This window comes from Achromobacter mucicolens (genome assembly GCF_902859725.1).
GTDB lineage: Bacteria > Pseudomonadota > Gammaproteobacteria > Burkholderiales > Burkholderiaceae_B > Achromobacter > Achromobacter mucicolens.
The window spans coordinates 99,000-120,983 of sequence record NZ_CADIJP010000020.1 but is presented as its reverse complement, the minus strand read 5'-3'; the positions used below and the strand labels follow the sequence as shown (position 1 = coordinate 120,983).

Here is a 21,984-nt window from a genome sequence, read left to right as displayed (position 1 = left end):
CAGCTGCCGGGGCCGGGACCACCGGCTCGACGGCGGGCGCTTCCACCGGCGCCTGCACCGGCGCGGCGGGGACCGAAGCCTCGCTTGCGGGTTGCACGGCGACGGGCGGGGTCGCTTCGGGAGCCGTCTGGACCGGTTGCGCGACGGGTTCAGCCGCGGCTTGGGTCAGGGGCTCGATCGCGGGCTCAGCGGCGGCCTGGACGGGTTCAGCCTTAGGTGCTTGAAACGGTTCGGCCGGGGCTTGCTCGAGCTGCGCGGCGGTCTGCACGGGCTGGGCCGGCGCTTGAACCTGCTGGGCCGGGGCGGGCGCTGCCTCGGCGGCTGCGGTTTGAACCGGCTCGGCGGCTTGGGCGTCGACGCCTTCGGCCTGCTGCTCGCCAGCGTCTTCGGCGCCGTCTTCCTGCTGCTCGTCGCTGCCGGCCAAGCCAGCTTCGTCCTGGCTGCGGCGGCCACGGCGGCTGCGGCGGCGGCGGCGCTTGCGCTCGGGATCGGCCGCGCCTTCGGCGCCTTCAACGCCCGGGATCGCTTCGGCGGACAGATCGTCGGCGTCAGCGGTGTCCAAGGCAGCTTCGGCGGCAGACTTGGCATCCGACTTGGTGTCGGGCAGTGCGGTGGCGACCGTCTGGGCCAGCGCGGCCACCATGCTTTCCTGTTCGCTCATCGGCGCGTCGGCCTGGCCTTCTTCGCGGCGGTTGCGGCCACGGCCACGACGGCGGTTGCGGCCTGCGCCGGTGTCCTCGCCATTGAGCTCAGGGGCTTGTTCAGGACGGGCGGACGCCAATGCTGCCTGGGTGGCGGCCGGCGTGTCGCGCTCGCCGCGGCCTTCGCCACGGTTGTTGCGTTCGCCGCGTTCGGCGTCCGAGCGGCGGTTGCCACGCACGTGGTGACGGCCGCCTTCGGTGGCCTCGGCGCCTTCGCCACGGCCTTCACCGCGGCGATTGCGGTTGCGGTCGGAACCGTGGCGTTCACCGCGGCGATCCTGGCCGTCATGGCCGTTACGGCCCTTGCCACGGGCCGGGGCGGCGCGCTTGGCGGTTTCCTCGGCGGCGGCAGGCGCGGGCTTGGCGGGCTCGGAGCCGCCGGTCAGCCAGCCGACCAGCCGCTTGAACAGACCGCCCAGACCGGCGCCTGCTGCGGGCGCGGCAGGTGCCGCGGCCGGGGCTGCGGGCGTGGAGACGGGAGCGGGCTGCGAGGGCGTGATGCCCTTGACCAGGGCTTCCGGGCGCGACTTGATTTCGCTTTCGCGGGGCTGCCAGGGCGCGTCCGTGGCAGGCGCTTCCACCAGTTCGAAGCTGGTCTTCACTTCTTCCAGGCGGGGGTCGTCGTGGCGCAGGCGCTCGATGTGGTGGTGCGGCGTTTCCAGATGCTTGTTGGGGATCAGCATCAGGTTGACCTTCAGGCGGGCTTCCATCTTGGTGATGTCGGCGCGCTTTTCGTTCAGCAGGTAGGTCGCCACGTCGACGGGCACCTGGGCGTGGACCGCCGCGGTGTTCTCCTTCATGGCTTCTTCCTGCAGCAGGCGCAGCACGTGCAGGGCGCTGGACTCGGCATCGCGGATCACGCCGGTGCCGTTGCAGCGCGGGCAGGTGATGTGCGAGCCTTCGTTCAGGGCGGGGCGCAGGCGCTGGCGAGACAGTTCCATCAGGCCAAAGCGCGAGATCTTGCCCATCTGTACGCGGGCACGGTCGAAATGGAGGGCATCTCGCAGGCGCTGTTCGACGGCGCGCTGGTTCTTGCTGTCTTCCATGTCGATGAAGTCGATGACGATCAGGCCGCCCAGGTCGCGCAGGCGCAACTGGCGGGCCACTTCGTCAGCCGCTTCCGAGTTGGTGCGCAGCGCGGTTTCCTCGATGTCGGCGCCGCGGGTCGAGCGGGCCGAGTTCACGTCGACGGACACCAGCGCTTCGGTGTGGTCGATGACGATGGCGCCGCCCGAGGGCAGTTGCACGGTGCGCGAGTAGGCCGTCTCGATCTGGTGTTCGATCTGGAAGCGCGAGAAGAGGGGGATGTCGTCACGGTAGCGTTTGACGCGCTGGACGTTGTCCGGCATCACCACGCTCATGAAGGCGGTGGCCTGGTCGGCGATCTCGTCGGTATCGATCAGGATCTCGCCGATTTCCGGCGAGAAGTAATCGCGGATCGCGCGGATGACCAGACTGGATTCGAGGTAGATCAGGATGGGCGCGGAGTTGTCGCGCGCGGCGCCGTCGATGGCGGTCCAGAGCTGCAGCAGATAGGACAGGTCCCATTGCAGCTCCTCGACGTTGCGGCCGATGCCTGCGGTGCGGGCGATGATGCTCATGCCCTGGGGCAGGTCAAGCTGCTCCATCGTGTCGCGCAGTTCCTGGCGGTCCTCGCCCTCGACGCGGCGCGAAACACCACCGCCGCGGGGGTTGTTGGGCATCAGGACCAGGTAGCGGCCGGCCAGCGAGATGAACGTGGTCAGGGCAGCGCCCTTGTTGCCGCGTTCTTCCTTTTCGACCTGGACGATCAGTTCCTGGCCTTCGCGCAGGGCGTCCTGGATACGGGCGGTGCGGACATCGACGCCTTCCTTGAAGAAGCTGCGGGCAACTTCCTTGAAGGGCAGAAAGCCGTGGCGGTCCTCGCCGTAGTTGACGAAGCAAGCTTCGAGGCCGGGTTCGATCCGGGTGATGACACCTTTGTAGATGTTGCCTTTGCGCTGTTCGCGGCCGGCAGTCTCGATGTCAAGGTCGATGAGTTTTTGCCCATCGACGATAGCGACGCGTAATTCTTCCTGATGCGTCGCATTAAACAGCATGCGCTTCATGAGAGGGTTTCTCCGTTGTCATGACGCGCCGATATCGGCGCGTGACCTCGGGCCACTCGGGCTGCGGCTGAAGCGGGCAAGAAGATGCGGACCGTACCTGGGCGGCGCCCAGGCGTATCCGCCGCGGGTCAGGCGGGCACGTCGTGCCGTGGGGCACGGGGTTCTTTCAGCAGGAGGGTCAGCTTCACTGAATGTGGTTTGACGGAGTTGTGCTGGGAACGGCAGCTGCGGTCGGATTGGTTGCCTACACGCAGCTGGTGCTTTAAATATGCGACGATTCTTGCAGTGCTTCAGAGCCGCTTGCGGCATGCAACGGACCTGCCGGAAAAGCGGGCAAGATGAATGCCACACCACTATTCCACAGGGCTCGGTTGCGCCGGCGACCAAGAGACCCAGGGGTTGAATGAGCAGGCAGTACAATGGCGGCCCGCGCGCTCGACGGAGTTGCGTGTTGGTTGCATCTCTACGCCAGGCGGCTTGTTCAGCCCCTTTAGGCTGTCCCGATTATATGTCGCTTTCCGCAATGCGCAAAGAAACTTCCTCCCCTGTATCCGCCTCTAAAGCAGCCCCCGCCGTCCGCATGGTCGAAGTGGGCGCCGAGCACGCCGGCCAGCGCCTGGACAACTTCCTCATGCGGCTGTGCAAGGGGGTGCCCAAGACGCATATCTACAAGGCCATCCGTGGCGGCGAAGTGCGCGTCAACAAGGGACGCATCCAGGTCGATTACCGGGTGCAAGAGGGCGATATGGTCCGCATTCCGCCCTTGCGCCTGCCCGACCCCGGCAAGCCCCGGCCCGTGCCCGCGGCCGAATTCCCCATTGTGTTTGAAGACGATGCGATGCTGGTGGTGGACAAGCCCGCCGGCGTGGCGGTCCACGGGGGCAGCGGTGTGTCGTTCGGCGTGATCGAGCAATTGCGCGCGGCCCGTCCCCAGGCAAAGTTCCTGGAATTGGTGCACCGGCTGGACCGCGAGACCTCCGGGCTGCTGATGGTCGCCAAGAAGCGCAGCGCGCTGCTGGCCCTGCACGCCATGCTGCGCGAGGGCCGGAGCGACAAGCATTACTTTGCGCTGGTCGAGGGCGACTGGGTGAACGATCGCCAGCACATCAAGCTGTCGTTGTCCAAATGGACCACGCAGTCTGGCGAGCGCCGCGTCAAGGTGGACCCGGACGGGCAGACGGCGCACACCATCGTCACGCTCAAGCAACGTTTTGGCGGTTACAGTCTGGTCGACGCCGAGCTGCGCACCGGGCGCACGCACCAGATCCGCGTGCATCTGGCCGCAAGCGGCTTCCCCATCGTCGGCGACGACAAATACGGCAGTGACGACGTGCGGGCGCAATTTGCGCGCCAAGGCTTCAACCGCATGTTCCTGCATGCCCACAGCCTCACCCTTCCTCACCCCCTGACGGGCGAGGTCATGACACTGACCGCCGAGCTGCCGCCTGCTTGCCGGAACATACTGAAATCACTGGAGTCTGCCTGATATGTCGTATTCGCTGGTCGTCTTTGACTGGGATGGCACCCTGATGGATTCCACGCACAGCATCGTGGCCGCCATCCAGGGCGCGTGCCGCGACCTTGAGCTTGCGGTGCCGTCCGCCTCCGAGGCCAGCTGGGTCATCGGCCTCTCCCTCGAAAGCGCATTGCGACGTGCCGTCCCCGAATTGACGCAGGCCATGTTGCCGCGCTTTCTTGAGCGCTATCGCACCCATTACCTGCTGCGCGATCCCGAACTGCGACTGTTCGAGGGCATCAACGAGTTGCTGACCGACCTGGCCAACCAGAACGTGCGGCTGGCGGTCGCGACGGGCAAAAGCCGCGTCGGTCTCACGCGCGCGCTGGCCGCCACTGGCCTGGGCCCGCTTTTTGACGCCACCCGCACCGCCGACGAGACCTTCAGCAAGCCGCATCCGGCCATGTTGCACGAATTGATGCAGGAGCTGGACGTGGATCCGTCGGGGGTCATCATGGTGGGCGATACTTCGCACGATCTGCAGATGGCCTGCAACGCTGGCGTGCACGGTCTGGGCGTGACCTATGGCGCGCATACGTTGAAAGAGCTTCAGGGGTGTGACCCGCAAGCCGTGCTCGACTCGGTGCCGCTGATGCGTGAATGGCTGATGCCGCGCGTCGTCGCAGGCGGCTAGCCGGCTGCAAGCAAGGGGGCGGCAGGAACGTCCGCCCGGCAGGCAGGTCTATCCGGAAGGTGCGCCGCGTGTATCGCGTGGGTGTTTCATGTTGCAGGCCGGCGCCGTGGAATAACTTGGTCCCGTCCTTCGTCCATGATTGATGCGGGGCGCGCGCAAGGCGCGCTGCCATACCGGAGATTACGATGCTGATACGCAAACCCGACGACGTTCTCCCTTCCGAGGTCACCTCCGAGGCGGTGTGGCGATCCCGCCGCGACCTGATGCTGCGGGCCGGCGCCGCCGCGGCGGCTGTCGGGTTATCCGGCTGGGCAACGCGCGCCGCGCACGCCCAGGAGGCCGGTGCGCTGCCCGGCAAGCCCAGCCCCGCGTTCAGCGTCATGGACAAGCAGACATCGCTGTCGGATGTCACCTCCTACAACAATTACTACGAGTTCGGCGTAGATAAGGGTGATCCGGCCAAAAATGCCGGCAAGTTGCAGACGCAGCCGTGGACCGTCAGCGTCGAGGGCGAGGTCAGCAAGCCCCGCACCTTCACCATCGAAGATCTGCGCAAGCTCGCGCCAATGGAAGACCGTGTCTATCGCCTGCGCTGCGTCGAAGGCTGGTCGATGGTGATTCCGTGGGTGGGTTATTCCCTGTCCGAAGTGCTCAAGCAGGTGGAGCCGACCGGCAACGCCAAGTATGTCGAGTTCGTCACTGCCGTGCAGCGGGAAAACATGCCCGGCGTGCGTACGGCCATCCTGGACTGGCCCTACGTGGAGGGGCTGCGTCTCGATGAGGCCATGCACCCGCTGGCGATGCTGGTCTTCGGGGTCTATGGACGCGTGCTGCCCAACCAGAATGGTGCACCGCTGCGGTTGGCCGTGCCCTGGAAGTACGGTTTCAAGTCCGGCAAATCGCTCGTGAAGATCCGGTTGGTGGAAAAGCCGCCGGTGACATCGTGGGTGAAGTCCGCGCCCCAAGAATACGGCTTCTACGCCAATGTGAACCCCAACGTCGCGCATCCGCGCTGGAGCCAGGCCACCGAGCGGCGGATCGGCGAGGACGGCCTGTTCAGTCCCAAGCGCAAGACCTTGATGTTCAACGGCTACGGCGACCAGGTGGCTTCGCTCTATCAGGGCATGGACCTGAAGGCCAATTATTGAAGGCGCCTCCATGTCTGTGACGCCCCGCGCGGCCCCGGCCGCGGCTTACCCGAAGGCGCAGCTTTCGGCCCGCACCGTCGGGCGCTTCAAGCCGCTGCTGTTTCTGCTGGGCATCGCGCCCTTCGCCCGCTGGATATGGCTGGGCGTGAGCAATGGGCTCACTGCCAATCCGGTGGAATTCCTGACCCGGTCCTCGGGGACCTGGGCGCTGGTATGCCTGCTGGTCACGCTGGCGATCACGCCGCTGCGGCGATTGACGGGCCAGCCCGCGCTGGTGCGCGTGCGGCGCATGTGCGGGCTGTTCGCGTTCTTCTACGCTGCGCTGCATTTCATGGCCTGGGTGTGGTGGGATCGTGGCTTCGATCCGGCCGCAATGGTGCGTGACATCGCCGAACGTCCCTTCATCATGGTGGGATTTTCGGCCTTCGTGTTGATGGCGGCCCTGGCTGCAACGTCGACGCAGTGGGCGATGCGCCAACTGGGAAAACGCTGGCAGACGCTGCATCGGGCCGTCTACGCGATCGGCCTGCTGGCCATCTTGCACTACTGGTGGCACAAGGCCGGCAAGAATGACCTGACCGAGCCGGCGATCTACGCCGCCGTGTTGGCGGTGCTGCTGGGGTGGCGCCTCGCCGCCTGGTGGCGGCGGCGGGCGTAGGGCGGCTGCGAGGCTACAGGATGGCCAGCATGATGGCTGCGGTTTCGGCGTCGGGCTGGCCGTCGTGCAGGGCAGGGCGGTAGTGCATCTGGAAGGCGGCCAACGTGTTGATCGTTGCGCGGTCCAGCACGCCGTCCTGGGGGCAGGCGTAACCCAGTCGCTGAAGCTGCTTCTGAAACCACGCGATATCCGGAACGCCTTGAGTCCGCAGGCGCGCCAGGTGCTCGGCCGCGCCGGCCTCGTTATACCAGCGTCCTATCCCCGCATCCGCCAGTGACTTCCAGGGAAAGAGGGGGCCGGGGTCCACCTTGCGTTGCGGCGCGATGTCGCTGTGGCCCACCACGTTTTCCGGGGCGATGTTGTGCCGTTGGACGATGTCGCGCAACAGGATGGTCAGCGCCCGGACCTGGCGGCTGTCATAGGGATGCCAGACGCGCTCGCCGTTGCTGCCCTCGGTCCAGCCGGGATTGACGATCTCGATGCCAATGGATGTGCTGTTCATCGCGATGTTGCCGTACCAGGAGCTGGCCCCGGCGTGCCACGCGGCGCGGTTTTCGTCGACCAGCCGGTACGCGCGACCGTCCAGGTCGATCAGGTAGTGGGCGCTGACTTTGCCTTTGGACAGCAGGCGCAGCGACTCGGCGTCGTCGACCGTGGTGTAGTGCACGACAACGGACCGCACCCGGCTGCTCTGGCTGGCGGCGGTGATGGAGGTGTCCAGATCAAGGCCGGCGGGGCCGCGCGCGGCGCAGCCCGCCAGGAGCGCCGCGGCAAGCAGCGTGCAGGAAAGGCGGATCATGGTCAGCGGGCCAGGTACAGGAACAGCGTGGGCAGCTTGTCCAGCTGGGGCGCGGGCAGCTTCTTCCAGTCGGCCACCGTGTGCGTGACCACCCATTCGTCCGCCGTCGTCATCGAGCGTGCCACGCAGAGCTTGGTGTCGCCCTTCAGGGTGGCGATCAGCGTGGCGAACATCGCGGCGTTGCGGTACGGCGTTTCGATCAGGAGCTGCGTCTGGTTGTGGCGGGCAGAGTGCTGCTCCCAGGCGCGCAACTGCTTGGCGCGCTCGCCGGGGTCCACGGGCGCGTAGCCATGAAAGGCGAAGCGCTGCCCGTCCAGGCCGCTGGCCATGAGGCCCAGCAGGATGGAAGAGGGTCCCACCCAAGGCTTGACGGGAATCCCCAGGCGATGGGCCGCGTCCACGACCTTGGCGCCGGGGTCGGCCACGGCCGGGCAGCCTGCCTCGGAAACCAGCCCGATTTCCGCTCCGCGCCTGGCCGGTTCGAGCCATGCCTTGATCTGCTCGGCATCGGCCTTGTCGGTCAGCGTGTGGATGGTGATTTCCTGCAGCGGCCGGGTGGTTCCGACAAGCTTTAGAAAGGCCCGAGCCGTCTTGGCGTTCTCGGCGATATACGTGTCCAGCCGGCCGGCCAGTGCGCGCACGTCGGCGGGCAGCCAGCGCTCGGGCGGGGCTTCGCCCAGGCTGACGGGAATCAGGTGCAGGGCGCCGGTCATGCGGGCGCTCCCGGGGTGTCGAGCGGATCCAGTCCGAAAGTGGCTAGCATGCGCGTCAGTTCGATCAGCGGCAGGCCTATGATGGCGGTGGGATCGTCGCTCTGGATGCTTTCCATCAGGGCAATGCCCAGGCTTTCCGCCTTGGCGCTGCCTGCGGTATCGTAAGGTTCCTCGGCCCGCAGATAGGCGTCGATGGCATGATCAGGCAACTGGCGGAACCGGCAGCGGGTAATGATGTCGGCCTTTTCCACCCGGTGGCCATCGGTCACGGCAAGCGCACTGTGAAATTCGACCATTCGGCCCGAGAGGGAGCGCAGTTGCGCCTGTGCCCGCGTGAAGTCGCCCGGTTTGCCGATGGGGGTTCCATCCACGGTCGCCACCTGGTCAGAGCCGATCACGATGCTGCCCGGGTTAGTGGAGACCACCGCCATCGCCTTGGCAACGGACAGACGCAGCGCCAGCGCCTCGGGGGTTTCGCCGGATTGTGGCGTTTCGTCTACATCGGGGGAAATCGCGGTGAAGGGCAGGCGCAGGCGCGACAACAGTTCTTTGCGGTATCGCGAGCTGGACGCGAGGATCAGGCTAGGCTTTGAGGGCATGCGGCATTTGACGGTAATACGTAAGTCACAGTATTATCTAACGTTTTGCGGCATTTTTGCAGGAACATCAACATGACACCGAAGGGAAAGCCTGGCGACTTGGGTCGCCGCGCGGACGGATCGGCCGGTGCTGGTGTGAATGCAGCGCCGGTGAATGCAGCGCTGGACGACAAAGCCCTGGCCAACAAATCGCTGGCCAACAAATCGCTGGCCGACAACGGACCGGAAGCCGCGCCGGTGGAAACCGGTGTGAAGCGCATCGACGCCTTTGCCTTTGCTCGAATGGGCAAAAGCGCGCAGGGCGCCATCGCCTTGGTGCGGCTTGGCCGCGTGGTTGACGGCTTGCCCGATCAACCGCTGGGCGAGGCCGGGCTTGTGACCTGGTCCGTGCAAGGCGAAGAAGGCAAGACCGGCTTGCTGTTGGGCCAGCCGATTTTGCGCCTGCATGTGCGGGCCAATCCGGTGGTGATGTGCCAGCGGTGCAATGTGCCGTTTGCCTATCCGGTGGACAGCGAAGTCGTGCTGCAACTGGTCAAATCCGAAGACGACCTCGACGACGATCATTCCTTTGCCGATCACGGCGACGATGACGACGACGAGGGCGACGAAGGCGTAGGAAGGGATTCTGTGGCCCACCTGCCTGAAAAGGTGGTGGGTTCGCATCATTTTGATCTGTTGGCCCAGATCGAAGATGAGCTCATTCTGAGCATTCCGTATGTGCCCAAGCATGATGTATGCCCGGGCGCGCAGGCCAAGGCCAGCGAAGCTCCTGAAGAGGAGCCCGCTGTCAAGCGTCCGTCGCCGTTTGCGGTGCTGGAACAACTGAAGCACAAAGATTGAGATCAACATCGGGCCGCATCGCGTACAATGCGCCCCGTTTCTAGGAGTCATCATGGCCGTTCAACAAAACAAGAAGTCCCCCTCCAAGCGCGGTATGCACCGTTCGCACGATTTTCTGGTGGCCCCGTCGACCGCCATCGAACCCAACACCGGTGAAACGCACCTGCGTCACCACATCAGCCCCAACGGCTTCTATCGTGGCCGCAAGGTCCTGAAGACCAAGGCCGACGAATAAGGCCCCCGGGCCGAACTCGTACTCGGACCATTTCGGCTGAGCGCTGATACCTGGCACCCGTGATACGCATCGCCATAGACTGTATGGGCGGAGACTTCGGTCTGCCCGTCACGATTCCGGCTGCGATCGAGTTCGCCCGGCAATTTCCGGACACCCGGCTATTGTTGGTCGGGCTTCCAGACGCCATCGAAGCGGCGCTCGCCGAGCACCGCAACGTGGCGCGCGATCGCATTGAGATCGTGGCGGCTTCCGAAGTCGTCACCATGGACGACCCGGTCGAGGTCGCCCTGCGCCGCAAAAAAGACTCCTCCATGCGCCTCGCTGCCCAGTCCGTCAAGGATGGGCGGGCGGACGCCTGCGTTTCCGCGGGCAACACCGGCGCCTGGATGGCCATTTCCCGTTATGTGCTCAAGACGTTGGACGGCATCGACCGCCCGGCGATCGCCACGTCCATTCCGAACCAGACGGGCCGCGCCACCACGGTGCTGGACCTTGGCGCGAACGTGGACTGCACGGCTGAGCACCTGCTGCAATTCGCCATCATGGGCGCCGCGCTGTCGCAGGCGGTGGACCATCGCGACAACCCCACCGTGGGTTTGCTGAACATTGGCGAAGAAGTCATCAAGGGCAACGAAGTCGTCAAGGAAGCCGCCGAGCTTCTGCGCGGCAGCCCGCTGAACTTCTACGGCAACGTCGAAGGCAATGACATCTTCAAGGGCACGGTCGACGTCGTCGTCTGCGACGGCTTTGTCGGCAACGTCGTGCTCAAGTCCGTCGAAGGACTGGCGAAGATGCTGTCCAGCATCATTCGTGAAGAGTTCAAGCGCAATCTGATCACGCTGATCGCCGGTGCGGTGGCCAAGCCTGTGCTGAACCGCCTGCGCAGCCGCGTGGACAACCGCCGGTACAACGGCGCAGCCTTGCTGGGCTTGCGCGGCGTGGTCATCAAGAGCCACGGTTCCGCGGACGTTTACGCCTTCGGTTTTGCCTTGCAACGCGCCCGCGAAGCCGTAGTGAGTAAACTGCTTGAGCGCACCGCGCAGACGGTCGCTCAAATTACCAAGCGCGTTCAATCCGGCGATCGCCCCTCGGCGGCGTCGCCCAACGTGGCTGGGGATACCGCTTGATGGATACCGCAATGAAATACTCCGTGATCGCGGGCACCGGCAGCTTCCTGCCGGAACGCGTGGTTTCGAATGACGAACTGGCTGCGGAACTGGCGACGCGCGATATCGCCACCTCGGACGAATGGATTGTCGAGCGCACGGGCATCCGCCAGCGCCATCTGGCCGAGCGTGGGGTGACCACCAGCCAGCTGGCCACCGAGGCCTCGCGCCGCGCGCTGGCCGATTCGGGCGTTGACGCCTCCGAAATCGACCTCGTCATCGTGGCCACGTCCACCCCCGATTTCGTGTTCCCCAGCACGGCTTGCCTGGTGCAGGCAAACCTAGGCGCCAAGGGCTCGGCCGCGTTCGACGTGCAGGCCGTGTGCAGCGGCTTCGTCTACGCGATCACCACCGCCGACAGCTTCATCCGCGCGGGCCGCGCGCGCTGCGCGCTGGTGATCGGCGCCGAAGTGTTCTCGCGCATCCTCGACTGGAACGATCGCAGCACCTGCGTGCTGTTTGGCGACGGCGCGGGCGCCGTGGTGCTCAAGGCGTCCGACAAGCCCGGCATCATGGCCGCGCAACTGCACGCCGACGGCAGCCAGATGAAGATCCTGAGCGCGGCCGGCAACGTGGCCTATGGCGACGTCACGGGCGATCCGTTCCTGCGCATGGACGGCCAGGCCGTCTTCAAGCAGGCCGTCACCGTCCTGGACCGCTCCGCGCGCGACACCTGCGCCGAGGCCGGCGTCACCGTTGCCGACGTCGATTGGCTGATCCCGCATCAGGCCAACGTGCGCATCCTGAATTTCCTTGCCCGCAAGCTGGACGTGCCGGTCGAGAAGGTCGTCATCACCGTCGACAGTCATGCCAACACGTCCGCGGCCAGCGTGCCGCTCGCGCTCGATGCCGCGCGCCGCGACGGCCGCGTCAAGCCGGGCCAGCTCATCCTGATGCAAGGCGTCGGCGGCGGATTCACCTGGGGCTCGGTACTGGCCCGCATGTAAGGGCGTGCCCGGGCTGCGGCGGCACGTGTGCCGCCGTCGGCCTGAGAGCGCGCCTGGCATCCCACACAGACACTGAATCAATCCACACGCTCAATCATGAAAATCGCTTTTGTCTTTCCTGGCCAGGGTTCGCAAGCTGTCGGCATGCTGGACGCCTGGTCCGGCGTGGCGGCGGTCACCGACACCGTGGCGCGTGCCTCCGAGGCCCTGGGGCAGGACCTGGGCGCGCTGATCGCGCAGGGTCCCGCGGAACAACTGAACCTGACCACCAACACCCAGCCGGCCATGCTGACGGCTGGCGTGGCGTTCTATAACGCATGGGTTGCCGCGGGCGGCCGCAAGCCTGATGTCGTGGCCGGCCACAGCCTGGGCGAATACGCCGCGCTGACCGCAGCTGGCTCGCTGACGCTGGAAGACGCCGTGCGTCTGGTGCGCGTGCGCGCCGATGCCATGCAGGCCGCCGTGCCGGTCGGCACCGGCGCCATGGCCGCAATCCTCGGTCTGGACGACGATGCCGTGCGCGCCGCGTGTGCGCAAGCCGCGCAAGGCGAAGTCGTCGAAGCCGTCAACTTCAATGCGCCGGCGCAAGTCGTGATCGCCGGCCACAAGGCCGCCGTCGAGCGCGCCTGCGAACTGGCCAAGGCGGCTGGCGCCAAGCGTGCCTTGCTGCTGCCCGTTTCCGCACCGTTCCATTCCAGCCTGCTCAAGCCGGCCGCCGACGTGCTGGCTGGCGCGCTTGCCAGCGCCGCCGTGTCCGCGCCGCAGGTGCAGGTCATCAACAACGTCGATGTGGCCTCGCCCACGGAACCCGGGGCAATCCGCGATGCGCTGGTGCGCCAGGCGTGGCATCCTGTGCGCTGGGTCGAAACCCTGCGCGCCATGAAGGCGCAAGGCGTCACGCACGTCATCGAGTGCGGTCCCGGCAAGGTGCTCGCCGGCCTGACCAAACGCATCGACCCCGAACTCACCGGCCTGGCCATCACCGATCCCGCTTCGCTGGAAGCGGCTTTGGCTGCCGTCAACGGAAACTGATCAATGGACAACACCTCGACCGAACTGCAGGGCAAGATCGCGCTCGTCACGGGCGCCACGCGCGGCATTGGCCGGGCGATCGCCCTGGAACTGGCCGCTCGCGGCGCAACCGTCGTCGGCACTGCGACGTCCGAATCGGGCGCGGCCGGCATCACCGAAGCGCTGGCGCCGTTTGGCGGCCGCGGCGTGGTGCTCGACGTGACCGACGCTGCCGCTTGCGATGCGCTGATCGACGCGCTGGGCAAGGAAGGCGGCGGTCCGCACATCCTCGTCAATAACGCTGGCATCACCCGTGATACGCTGGCGATGCGCATGAAAGACGACGACTGGTCGGCGGTCATTGACACCAACCTCGCGTCGGTCTTCCGCCTGTCGCGCGCCGTGCTGCGCAGCATGATGAAGGCTCGTTGGGGACGCATCATCAATGTGACTTCCGTGGTGGGTTCCAGCGGCAACGCGGGCCAAGCCAACTACGCGGCCGCGAAGGCCGGCGTGGCGGGCATGTCGCGTGCGCTGGCGCGTGAACTGGGCAGCCGCAACATCACCGTGAACTGCGTGGCCCCTGGCTTCATCGATACCGACATGACGCGTGCGCTGGGCGAAAACCAGACCGCGGCGCTGCTGCAGCAGATTCCGCTGGGCCGTCTGGGCTCTCCGACTGACATTGCGCATGCCGTGGCCTTTTTGTCCGGGCCTCAGGCGGGTTACATTACCGGCACCACCCTGCACGTCAACGGCGGGATGTACATGCAATAAATCACGAATCGCGCGTCGCCGCCGGGCAACCGGCAAGGCGGGGCGCGATTCTCCGGAAACGCCGCACATGGTCTTCCTGCGCCGCTCTCGGCGACAGAACAAATGCGCGGTGTTATTTTTGTCACGGTCAGGCGTTGCATCACTCCGCGCTTGGCTATAATTCGCGGGATTTTTCCCAATTGGAGATCTGCATGGAAAGCATCGAACAGCGCGTCAAGAAGATCGTCGCTGAACAACTTGGCGTCAACGAAGCCGAGATCAAGAACGAGTCCTCCTTCCTTGACGACCTCGGTGCCGATTCGCTCGACATGGTCGAACTGGTCATGGCCCTCGAAGACGAATTCGAGACCGAGATCCCCGACGAAGAGGCCGAAAAGATCACGACCGTGCAACAAGCGATTGACTACATCAATTCGCACGGTAAGCAGTAAGCTCAGCCTATATCGTCCTGGTTGCCCGATATCGTCGGCCAACCTGGAATCAGGGCGGTTTCAGGAGTGCCGTGTGGTCCACCGGCGGGCAAGGCGTTATAACGCCTCGCCTGCCTTCATGTGGTCCACACGCGCAGCGCATCCCGAAAACCGCCTTTCTTTTGTCTGTTTGAGGAGTCATCCGTGAAGCGACGTGTCGTCATCACCGGCCTGGGTATCGTTTCCCCTGTAGGAAATGATCTGACCACCGCTTGGGACAATATCGTCAACGGACGTTCTGGCATCAGCCGCATCACCCGTTTCGATCCCTCGGCCATCACCACCCACATTGCTGGCGAAGTCAAAGACTTCGACATCAGTACCTATATTTCGGCCAAGGAAGCCCGCCAGATGGATACGTTCATCCATTACGGCCTGGCTGCCGGAATGCAGGCCTGGCGCGATTGCGGCCTGGAAGTCACCGAAGAAAACGCCGAGCGTATCGGCGTGATCGTGGGGTCCGGCATCGGCGGTCTGCCGCGCATCGAGGAAACCCAGGTCGAGTACCTTGCCAAGGGCCCGCGGCGCATTTCGCCGTTCTTCGTGCCGGGTTCGCTGATCAACCTGATTTCCGGGCATCTGTCGATCGCCTATGGCATGAAGGGCCCCAGCTACGCCGTGGTGTCGGCCTGCACGACCGGCCTGCACTGCATCGGCGATGCAGCCCGCCTGATTGAATACGGCGATGCCGACGTCATGGTGGCCGGCGGCGCCGAGTCGACCGTGTCGCCGCTGGGCATCGGCGGCTTTGCCGCCATGCGCGCGCTGTCGACCCGCAACGATGACCCTCAGACCGCTTCGCGTCCCTGGGACCGCGACCGCGACGGCTTTGTGCTGGGCGAGGGCGCAGGCGTCCTGGTTCTGGAAGAGTACGAGCACGCCAAGAAGCGCGGCGCGCGCATCTACGGTGAACTGGCTGGCTACGGCATGAGCTCCGACGCTCACCACATCACCGCGCCGGACAAGGACGGCCCGCGCCGCGGCGTGATCAACGCGCTGCGCAACGGCGGCCTGAATCCCGAAGACGTCCAGTACGTCAACGCGCACGGCACTTCCACGCCGCTGGGCGACAAGAACGAAACCGATGCGCTCAAGCTGGCGTTCGGCGACCATGCCAAGAAGCTGGTGGTCAACTCGACCAAGTCCATGACGGGCCACCTGCTGGGCGCGGCCGGCGGCATCGAAGCCGTGTTCACGACCTTGGCCGTCTACAACCAGGTCTCGCCTCCGACGATCAACATCTTCAATCAGGATCCGGAATGCGATCTGGATTACTGCGCCAACGAGGCGCGGCCGATGAAGATCGACGTGGGCCTGTCCAATTCGTTCGGCTTTGGCGGCACCAACGGCTCGATGGCCGTTCGCCGGGTCTGATTTGGAAGGCTCGGTCGGGGGGCGCTGGTCATTCCGCGTGCCAGTCTCGCCGCCCAGAAGCGCCGTCGCGCTCTTCGGGCTGGCTCTGGCCGCGGCCGTGGCCTGCGTGCTGACGGCGGCATCCTGGCAGGGTCATGCCTGGATGGCCGCCGCGTTGCTTGCGCTTCTGTTTCTGTTGGCCGGGCTGTTACACTCGGCACGGAGCACCCCGTCCCCGGTAACGGCGCTACGCACTGCGACCGGGGCTGACCATTGGCAGCTACGCCGGCCGCAAGGCTGGCAGGATGCGCTGCTGCTGGATCAGCAACGGGGGCCAGCGTGGCTGACGCTTGTCTTGCAGCCCTTGCCCACCGGGAGTACGGCCTTTACCACCAGCAAAATCACCCTCACCGTCTGGAAGCACACGTTGCGACCCGAATCCTGGCGCCGTCTGCGCCTCGTCGCGGGCACGGCGCGGCAGGCACAACCTGCGCGTCGTTTGCGGGAGGCCTCATGAGCGAACGCGAAGTTGACGCGCAGCTCGTAGCGCGCGTGCAGCGGGGCGACAAGAAGGCCTTCGATCTCCTGGTGCTGAAATACCAGCGCAAGATCCTCCGCCTGCTCGCCCGCATGATCCGCGATCCGGCCGAAATCGAGGATGTGGCGCAGGAAGCCTTCATCAAGGCCTACCGCGCCTTGCCCCAATTCCGTGGCGAAAGCGCCTTCTACACCTGGCTTTACCGCATCGCCATCAACACCGCGCGCAACTGGCTGGCCTCGCAGGGGCGCCGCCCCAGCGCGCCCAATGCGATTGAAACGGAAGACGGTGAAACTTTTAACGAAACCGACAACCTAACGGATATAAGCACGCCGGAATCCATGGTTGCCAGCCGCGAAATCGCCGAGACGGTGAACGCGGCCATTGAGGAATTGCCTGAAGAATTGCGCACCGCAATTGTCCTGCGTGAAATCGAAGGTATGAGTTACGAAGACATCGCCCAGAGCATGGACTGCCCGATCGGTACGGTGCGCTCCCGCATTTTTCGTGCGCGTGAAGCCATTGCCACCAAGTTGCGTCCATTGCTCGACACCGATGTCGAGCGTCGCTGGTAAGGAGTGGCAGTCATGCAAATAGCAGCCAAATCCGTTGAAATCACCGAGTCTTCCTGGGAAGAATCGGTTTCCGCCTGGATGGACGGAGAGGATTCCGACGATATTCTTCCCAGTCTGTTGTCCAAAGAGGGACGTCAGACTTGGGACACCTATCATCTGATTGGTGATTCCCTGCGCAACGCCGATCTGGCGCTGACGCCCAGCGCGGCCTTTTCGGCCCGGCTGGCGCGCGCGCTGGACGCGGAATTGCCCATCGTAGCGGCGCCTCGGCGCCGCTCTCCTTTGCGCATGGGCCTGTCGGGCCTGGCGGTCGCCGCCGCCGTGGCCACGGTCGCATGGGTGGCGCAGCCGTACGTCACCGGCTCGCCTTCGACGGACGTCCGCGTGCTGGCCGACGCCAGTTCGTCGGGCTCGGCCTCGGCGTCCGACGACTCGGGCCTGCGTGATTACCTGGAGGCCCATCGCCAGATGGCCGGCCCCAGCGCGGTCCGCCAGGTGTCGTTCGATGTCGGAGCGGGACGCTGATGGCGCTTGTGCTTGCATCACGCTGGCCGGTATTGGGACGCGCTGCCTCGTGGCACGCTCACCGCGCCGGCTGGTTCGCCGCCACGCTCCTGACTGCTTTGCTTGCCGCGCACGGTCCCGCGGCCGCCGCCGGCGCCACGCCAGCCGGCCAGACCGAAGACGTGGTGCAACTGCTCACGCGCATCCAGCAGGCGGCCCGCAAGCAGGATTACGCCGGCGTCTTCATGTATCAGCAGGGCGATGTGATCCAGTCCTCGCGCCTGGTGCATGTCCTTGACGGCACCGGTGAGCGCGAACGCCTCGAGATCCTTGACGGCCAGCCGCGCGAATACCTGCGTCACAACGACGATGTGCAGTGCCTGATCCCCGAGCGCAAGACGGTGCTGATCGAGCGCCGCCGCGGCGATCGCTTTCCCGGCCTGCTGCTGGGCGACGCCGCCAATCTGTCCGAACACTACAAGATCCGCACCGAGCCCACGCCGCATCGCGTCGCGGGCCGCGAATGCCGGCTCATCACGATCGAACCGCTGGACAAGCTGCGCTATGGCTATCGCCTGTGCGCGGACGTCGAAACCAATTTGCTGCTGAAGGCCCAGACGCTGAACGCCGCGCGCGGCGTGGTCGAGCAGGTTTCGTTCACTTCGCTGCGATTGGGTTCCGAAGTGGATCCGCAGTCGCTGTCTTCGCGCTGGAACACGCGTGACTGGAAGGTGCTCGAGGCCAACATGAAGCCCGTGGACCTTGCGGCCCAGGGGTGGCGCATTCCGGCGCCTGATGGCTTCAAGACGATCATGCAGGTGTCGCGCGCCATGAAGCGCGGATCGCCCGTCAGCCAGATGGTGCTGTCCGACGGCCTGGCGGCGATTTCGGTCTTCATCGAGCCCTACGACAGCCAGCGCAACCACCAGCCGTTGCATGGCGCGTCGCAGCGCGGCGCGATCAACGTCTATGGCGCGCGCATCGCGGACTTCTGGTTGACGGCGGTTGGCGAAGTGCCCGCCGCCACGCTGGAACAACTTGCGCAAGCCACTGAGTACGTGCCGCCCGCACCCGCGGCAGCCGCACCCGCGGAGGGCGGGGCCAAATGATTCCCGCCGTTCCGCAAGCAGCAATTTCGGAGTGACATATGAAAGCAATGACGGTCTCGAACGCTTTTTTCCGGCGCTTTCTGGCGGCTGTCGCGGCGGGGACCATGCTGTCCACCGCCTACGTGCCCGTGACGGTGGCGCAGACGACGGCGCCCGCCGCGGTCGGTTTGCCCGATTTCACGGCCATCGTTGAAAAGGCCGATCCGGCCGTCGTCAACATCCGCACCACGGCCACCGTGCCCGTGCGCGGGGGCAATGGCCCCGGCGGCAGCGATCCCTACGAGCTGTTCCGCTGGTTCTTCGGTCCCGAATTCCAGCCGCCCGGCCAATCGCCCAATCCGCGCCAGCGTCCGCAGCCGACGCCGCCTGAAGAGCGTACGGTTCCGCGCGGCGTGGGGTCGGGCTTCTTCATCTCAGCCGACGGCTATATTCTGACCAACAACCACGTCGTGGTCGACGCGACGGACATCTATGTCACGCTGACCGACGGACGCGAGTTCAAGGCCAAGGTCATCGGTACGGACGAGCGCACTGACGTGGCGCTCATCAAGATCGAAGCCAAGGACATGACGCCGCTGGTTATCGGCAACCCGAAGACGCTGAAGAAGGGGCAGTGGGTGCTGGCCATCGGCTCGCCGTTCGGCCTGGACTCCACCGTGACCTCCGGCATCGTCAGCGCCATCGGCCGCGATACCGGCGAATACCTGCCGTTCATCCAGACCGACGTTGCGGTCAATCCCGGCAATTCGGGAGGCCCGCTCATCAACCTGGACGGCGAGGTCGTGGGCATCAACTCCCAGATCATCTCGCGCAGCGGCGGCTTCATGGGCATCTCGCTGGCCATTCCGATCGACGAAGCCATGCGCGTCGTGGAGCAACTGCGCACGACGGGCAAGGTCACGCGCGGCCGCGTCGGCGTGCAGATCGGCGAAGTCGGCAAGGATGTGGCCGAGGCCATCGGCCTGCCCAAGGCCGAAGGCGCGCTGGTCAGCAGCGTCGAAGCTGAAGGCCCTGCCGAGCAGGCGGGCGTGCAGCCGGGCGACGTGATCCTGAAGTTCAACAAGGAACCCATCAAGCGCTGGTCCGATCTGCCGCGCATTGTCGGTGAGACCAAGCCGGGCACGCGCGCCGACATGGAAATCTGGCGCAAGGGCAAGAGCATGACGCTGTCGGTCAAGGTCGGTGAGATCCCGGCCGAGAAGGCGGCAGGCGCCGGCAAGAAGCCCGCGCCCGAGCCCGAAGTCACCAACGCGCTGGGCCTGAGCGTCATCGACGTGCCGGCCGATGTCCAGAAGAAGCTGCGCATCAAGGGCGGCGTCCAGGTGAAGGTTGCCGATGGCGCGGCCGGGAAGGCGGGCCTGCAGGAAGGCGACATCGTGTTGGCCCTGAACGACACCGACGTGACCGGCGCCAAGCAGTTCGGCGAACTGGTTGCCAAGCTGGACAAGAGCCGCGCGACGGGTCTGCTGGTGCGCCGCGGCGACCAGACGCAATGGGTGGCGGTGCCTGCCGGCAAGTGATGTGACAGCCCTGCCGGCCGGTGCCCGTGGGCGCCAGGTCCGGCCGGCGGCTCGGTCGAAACAGCCGGGCGCTGGCATCTCAGGGCGCTTTTTGTCCCGGGGCGCAGCCGTGACAAATAAAATGGCTCAAGACCGGCTAAAATGGCTGGTTGCCGCAAGAGGGGGCGCCAGGCGCCCCCTCAGTTTTGTCCGGGCCTAGCCCGTCAGCGCCTCACACGTCGGCCGTGCACACTCCGGCGGCGGTGTCTCCCGGCAATATGCCGTCTGTTCCGTCCCTTATAAATTCAAGCATGCAGCATATCCGCAACTTTTCCATCATTGCCCACATCGATCATGGCAAGTCGACCCTGGCCGATCGCCTGATCCAGCGCTGCGGCGGACTGGCGGATCGCGAGATGTCGGCGCAGGTTCTCGATTCCATGGAAATCGAGCGCGAGCGCGGCATCACCATCAAGGCCCAGACGGCTGCCCTGCATTACAAGGCGCAGGACGGCAAGATTTACAACCTGAACCTGATCGACACCCCGGGGCACGTGGACTTCTCGTACGAAGTCAGCCGTTCCCTGTCCGCCTGCGAAGGCGCGCTGCTGGTGGTGGACGCGTCGCAGGGCGTGGAAGCGCAGACCGTGGCCAACTGCTACACCGCGATCGAGCTGGGCGTGGAAGTCGTGCCGGTCCTGAACAAGATGGACCTGCCACAGGCCGATCCCGAAGGCGCGCGCCAGGAAGTCGAGGACGTGATCGGCATTGATGCCTCGGACGCGGTGCTGGCCAGCGCCAAGACCGGCATGGGCATCGACGAGATCCTGGAAACCATCGTTGCCCGCGTTCCCGCGCCCAAAGGCGATCCCGATGCGCCGCTGCAGGCGCTGATCATCGATTCGTGGTTCGACAACTACGTCGGCGTGGTCATGCTGGTGCGCATCATCAACGGCGTGCTCAAGCCCAAGGACAAGATCCTGCTGATGGCTTCCGGCGCCACCCACCTGTGCGAGCAGACGGGCGTGTTCACGCCCAAGTCGCAGCAGCGTCCGCATCTGTCGGCGGGCGAGGTGGGCTTTATCATTGCCGGCATCAAGCAACTGGAAGACGCGAAGGTCGGCGACACGGTGACGCTGGCCAACAAGCCGGCCGCCAACCCGCTGCCGGGCTTCAAGGAAGTCAAGCCGCAGGTGTTCGCCGGCCTGTATCCGGTCGAAAGCTCCGAATACGACCAACTGCGCGATTCGCTCGAAAAGCTCAAGCTCAATGACGCCGCGCTGATGTTCGAGCCCGAGGTGTCGCAAGCGCTGGGCTTCGGGTTCCGCTGCGGCTTCCTGGGCCTCTTGCACATGGAAATCGTGCAGGAGCGCCTGGAGCGCGAATTCGACATGGACATCATCACCACCGCGCCGTCGGTGGTGTACGAGGTCGAGCAGCGCGACGGGTCCGTGATCACCGTGGAAAGCCCCTCGCGCATGCCCGAGATCGGCAAGATCCAGGACATCCGCGAGCCCATCGTGAAGGTCACGCTGTTCATGCCGCAGGACTATGTGGGCCCGGTCATGACGCTGTGCAACAACAAGCGCGGCGTGCAGGTCAACATGAGCTACCACGGCCGCCAGGTCCATTTGGTGTATGAGATCCCGCTGGCCGAAATCGTGCTCGACTTTTTCGACAAGCTGAAGTCGGTATCGCGCGGCTATGCGTCGATGGACTACGAATTCCTGGAGTATCGCTCCGCGGACGTGGTGCGCGTCGACCTGCTGATCAACAACGACCGCGTCGACGCGCTGGCCGTCATCGTCCACCGCAGCAATGCGCGCCACCGCGCGCGCGATGTGGTCACGCGCATGCGCGGCCTGATCCCGCGCCAGATGTTCGACGTGGTCATCCAGGCCGCCATTGGCGCGGAAATCATTGCGCGCGAGAACGTGAAGGCGCTGCGCAAGAACGTGTTGGCCAAGTGCTACGGCGGCGATATCTCGCGCAAGAAGAAGCTGCTTGAAAAGCAGAAGGCGGGCAAGAAGCGCATGAAGCAGGTGGGCAGCGTGGAAATTCCGCAGGAGGCGTTCCTTGCCATCCTGCAAGTGGAAGACAAATAG

Annotated in this window: 21 protein-coding genes; 17 read left to right on the top strand and 4 right to left on the bottom strand. The window is 65.3% G+C overall.

Annotated elements, in window-relative coordinates:
* Positions 1-2,788: Rne/Rng family ribonuclease (locus HV786_RS22580; protein ID WP_175211888.1), on the bottom strand; the 2,788-nt coding region annotated here is incomplete at its 3' end.
* Between the two features lie 523 nt (positions 2,789-3,311).
* Here HV786_RS22580 and HV786_RS22575 point away from each other — a divergent pair.
* The 4 genes from HV786_RS22575 to msrQ all read left to right on the top strand — a co-directional run bounded on the left by HV786_RS22575 (position 3,312) and on the right by msrQ (position 6,744).
* Complete coding sequence (locus HV786_RS22575) at positions 3,312-4,274, top strand: RluA family pseudouridine synthase (protein ID WP_420809653.1); 963 nt, start codon at positions 3,312-3,314, stop codon at positions 4,272-4,274.
* Position 4,275: 1 nt separating this feature from the next.
* Entirely contained in the window at positions 4,276-4,938 is a 663-nt protein-coding gene (locus HV786_RS22570) for an HAD family hydrolase (protein WP_128827662.1), read from the top strand.
* 185 nt (positions 4,939-5,123) lie between these two features.
* The gene (msrP, locus tag HV786_RS22565) at positions 5,124-6,086 is read left to right on the top strand and encodes a protein-methionine-sulfoxide reductase catalytic subunit MsrP (RefSeq protein ID WP_175211887.1); all 963 of its coding nucleotides are present in this window, start codon (positions 5,124-5,126) and stop codon (positions 6,084-6,086) included.
* 10 nt (positions 6,087-6,096) lie between these two features.
* Positions 6,097-6,744, top strand: a complete 648-nt coding sequence (msrQ, locus tag HV786_RS22560; protein ID WP_128827663.1) for a protein-methionine-sulfoxide reductase heme-binding subunit MsrQ — start codon at positions 6,097-6,099, stop codon at positions 6,742-6,744.
* 13 nt (positions 6,745-6,757) lie between these two features.
* Here msrQ and HV786_RS22555 read toward each other — a convergent pair whose 3' ends face one another.
* The 3 genes from HV786_RS22555 to HV786_RS22545 are packed head-to-tail and all read right to left on the bottom strand — an operon-like array spanning position 6,758 to position 8,855.
* Positions 6,758-7,543, bottom strand: a complete 786-nt coding sequence (locus HV786_RS22555) for an N-acetylmuramoyl-L-alanine amidase (RefSeq protein WP_128827664.1) — start codon at positions 7,541-7,543, stop codon at positions 6,758-6,760.
* A gap of 2 nt (positions 7,544-7,545) precedes the next feature.
* Entirely contained in the window at positions 7,546-8,256 is a 711-nt protein-coding gene (locus tag HV786_RS22550) for an SAM-dependent methyltransferase (RefSeq protein ID WP_128827665.1), read from the bottom strand.
* Positions 8,253-8,855: a Maf-like protein gene (locus HV786_RS22545; RefSeq protein WP_128827666.1), complete on the bottom strand. Its 603-nt coding sequence runs from the start codon at positions 8,853-8,855 to the stop codon at positions 8,253-8,255. The genes HV786_RS22550 and HV786_RS22545 overlap by 4 nt, the downstream gene beginning before the upstream one ends.
* A 282-nt stretch (positions 8,856-9,137) precedes the next feature.
* Between HV786_RS22545 and HV786_RS22540 the strand changes: the two genes are divergently transcribed.
* The 13 genes from HV786_RS22540 (at position 9,138) to lepA (ending at position 21,984) form a co-directional block, all read left to right on the top strand.
* Complete coding sequence (locus HV786_RS22540) at positions 9,138-9,695, top strand: YceD family protein (RefSeq protein ID WP_128828357.1); 558 nt, start codon at positions 9,138-9,140, stop codon at positions 9,693-9,695.
* A 52-nt stretch (positions 9,696-9,747) separates the two neighbouring features.
* Entirely contained in the window at positions 9,748-9,930 is a 183-nt protein-coding gene (gene rpmF / locus HV786_RS22535) for a 50S ribosomal protein L32 (RefSeq protein ID WP_006218037.1), read from the top strand.
* A gap of 59 nt (positions 9,931-9,989) precedes the next feature.
* The gene (plsX, locus tag HV786_RS22530; RefSeq protein WP_128827667.1) at positions 9,990-11,057 is read left to right on the top strand and encodes a phosphate acyltransferase PlsX; all 1,068 of its coding nucleotides are present in this window, start codon (positions 9,990-9,992) and stop codon (positions 11,055-11,057) included.
* Positions 11,057-12,043, top strand: a complete 987-nt coding sequence (locus HV786_RS22525; RefSeq protein WP_128827668.1) for a beta-ketoacyl-ACP synthase III — start codon at positions 11,057-11,059, stop codon at positions 12,041-12,043. The genes plsX and HV786_RS22525 overlap by 1 nt, the downstream gene beginning before the upstream one ends.
* Before the next feature lie 96 nt (positions 12,044-12,139).
* Positions 12,140-13,075, top strand: coding sequence for an ACP S-malonyltransferase (gene fabD, locus HV786_RS22520; protein ID WP_056321901.1), 936 nt, complete (start codon positions 12,140-12,142; stop codon positions 13,073-13,075).
* A gap of 3 nt (positions 13,076-13,078) precedes the next feature.
* The gene (gene fabG / locus HV786_RS22515) at positions 13,079-13,831 is read left to right on the top strand and encodes a 3-oxoacyl-ACP reductase FabG (protein WP_056321905.1); all 753 of its coding nucleotides are present in this window, start codon (positions 13,079-13,081) and stop codon (positions 13,829-13,831) included.
* A 191-nt stretch (positions 13,832-14,022) separates the two neighbouring features.
* On the top strand, positions 14,023-14,262 hold the full coding sequence (acpP, locus tag HV786_RS22510; RefSeq protein ID WP_003813816.1) for an acyl carrier protein: 240 nt from the start codon (positions 14,023-14,025) through the stop codon (positions 14,260-14,262).
* A 183-nt stretch (positions 14,263-14,445) separates the two neighbouring features.
* Positions 14,446-15,675: a beta-ketoacyl-ACP synthase II gene (gene fabF, locus HV786_RS22505; protein ID WP_056321908.1), complete on the top strand. Its 1,230-nt coding sequence runs from the start codon at positions 14,446-14,448 to the stop codon at positions 15,673-15,675.
* Between the two features lie 492 nt (positions 15,676-16,167).
* Positions 16,168-16,767 (top strand): RNA polymerase sigma factor RpoE, encoded by a 600-nt coding sequence (gene rpoE / locus HV786_RS22500; protein WP_063955961.1) that lies wholly within the window; start codon positions 16,168-16,170, stop codon positions 16,765-16,767.
* A gap of 12 nt (positions 16,768-16,779) precedes the next feature.
* On the top strand, positions 16,780-17,292 hold the full coding sequence (locus tag HV786_RS22495; protein WP_128827670.1) for a sigma-E factor negative regulatory protein: 513 nt from the start codon (positions 16,780-16,782) through the stop codon (positions 17,290-17,292).
* Entirely contained in the window at positions 17,292-18,380 is a 1,089-nt protein-coding gene (locus tag HV786_RS22490) for a MucB/RseB C-terminal domain-containing protein (protein WP_128827671.1), read from the top strand. Before HV786_RS22495 ends, HV786_RS22490 begins: the two co-directional genes overlap by 1 nt.
* A 38-nt stretch (positions 18,381-18,418) precedes the next feature.
* Positions 18,419-19,900, top strand: a complete 1,482-nt coding sequence (locus tag HV786_RS22485; RefSeq protein ID WP_056321921.1) for a DegQ family serine endoprotease — start codon at positions 18,419-18,421, stop codon at positions 19,898-19,900.
* Between the two features lie 290 nt (positions 19,901-20,190).
* Positions 20,191-21,984, top strand: coding sequence for a translation elongation factor 4 (lepA, locus tag HV786_RS22480; protein ID WP_062840561.1), 1,794 nt, complete (start codon positions 20,191-20,193; stop codon positions 21,982-21,984).

Bases quoted from the DNA above. Each gene is read 5' to 3' on its own strand.
- HV786_RS22575 (WP_420809653.1), top strand. From the start codon at position 3,312: ATGCGCAAAGAAACTTCCTCCCCTGTATCCGCCTCTAAAGCAGCCCCC.
- HV786_RS22570 (WP_128827662.1), top strand. From the start codon at position 4,276: ATGTCGTATTCGCTGGTCGTCTTTGACTGGGATGGCACCCTGATGGAT.
- msrP (WP_175211887.1), top strand. From the start codon at position 5,124: ATGCTGATACGCAAACCCGACGACGTTCTCCCTTCCGAGGTCACCTCC.
- msrQ (WP_128827663.1), top strand. From the start codon at position 6,097: ATGTCTGTGACGCCCCGCGCGGCCCCGGCCGCGGCTTACCCGAAGGCG.
- HV786_RS22555 (WP_128827664.1), bottom strand. From the start codon at position 7,543: ATGATCCGCCTTTCCTGCACGCTGCTTGCCGCGGCGCTCCTGGCGGGC.
- HV786_RS22550 (WP_128827665.1), bottom strand. From the start codon at position 8,256: ATGACCGGCGCCCTGCACCTGATTCCCGTCAGCCTGGGCGAAGCCCCG.
- HV786_RS22545 (WP_128827666.1), bottom strand. From the start codon at position 8,855: ATGCCCTCAAAGCCTAGCCTGATCCTCGCGTCCAGCTCGCGATACCGC.
- HV786_RS22540 (WP_128828357.1), top strand. From the start codon at position 9,138: ATGGGCAAAAGCGCGCAGGGCGCCATCGCCTTGGTGCGGCTTGGCCGC.
- rpmF (WP_006218037.1), top strand. From the start codon at position 9,748: ATGGCCGTTCAACAAAACAAGAAGTCCCCCTCCAAGCGCGGTATGCAC.
- HV786_RS22525 (WP_128827668.1), top strand. From the start codon at position 11,057: ATGGATACCGCAATGAAATACTCCGTGATCGCGGGCACCGGCAGCTTC.
- fabD (WP_056321901.1), top strand. From the start codon at position 12,140: ATGAAAATCGCTTTTGTCTTTCCTGGCCAGGGTTCGCAAGCTGTCGGC.
- fabG (WP_056321905.1), top strand. From the start codon at position 13,079: ATGGACAACACCTCGACCGAACTGCAGGGCAAGATCGCGCTCGTCACG.
- acpP (WP_003813816.1), top strand. From the start codon at position 14,023: ATGGAAAGCATCGAACAGCGCGTCAAGAAGATCGTCGCTGAACAACTT.
- rpoE (WP_063955961.1), top strand. From the start codon at position 16,168: ATGAGCGAACGCGAAGTTGACGCGCAGCTCGTAGCGCGCGTGCAGCGG.
- HV786_RS22495 (WP_128827670.1), top strand. From the start codon at position 16,780: ATGCAAATAGCAGCCAAATCCGTTGAAATCACCGAGTCTTCCTGGGAA.
- HV786_RS22490 (WP_128827671.1), top strand. From the start codon at position 17,292: ATGGCGCTTGTGCTTGCATCACGCTGGCCGGTATTGGGACGCGCTGCC.
- HV786_RS22485 (WP_056321921.1), top strand. From the start codon at position 18,419: ATGAAAGCAATGACGGTCTCGAACGCTTTTTTCCGGCGCTTTCTGGCG.
- lepA (WP_062840561.1), top strand. From the start codon at position 20,191: ATGCAGCATATCCGCAACTTTTCCATCATTGCCCACATCGATCATGGC.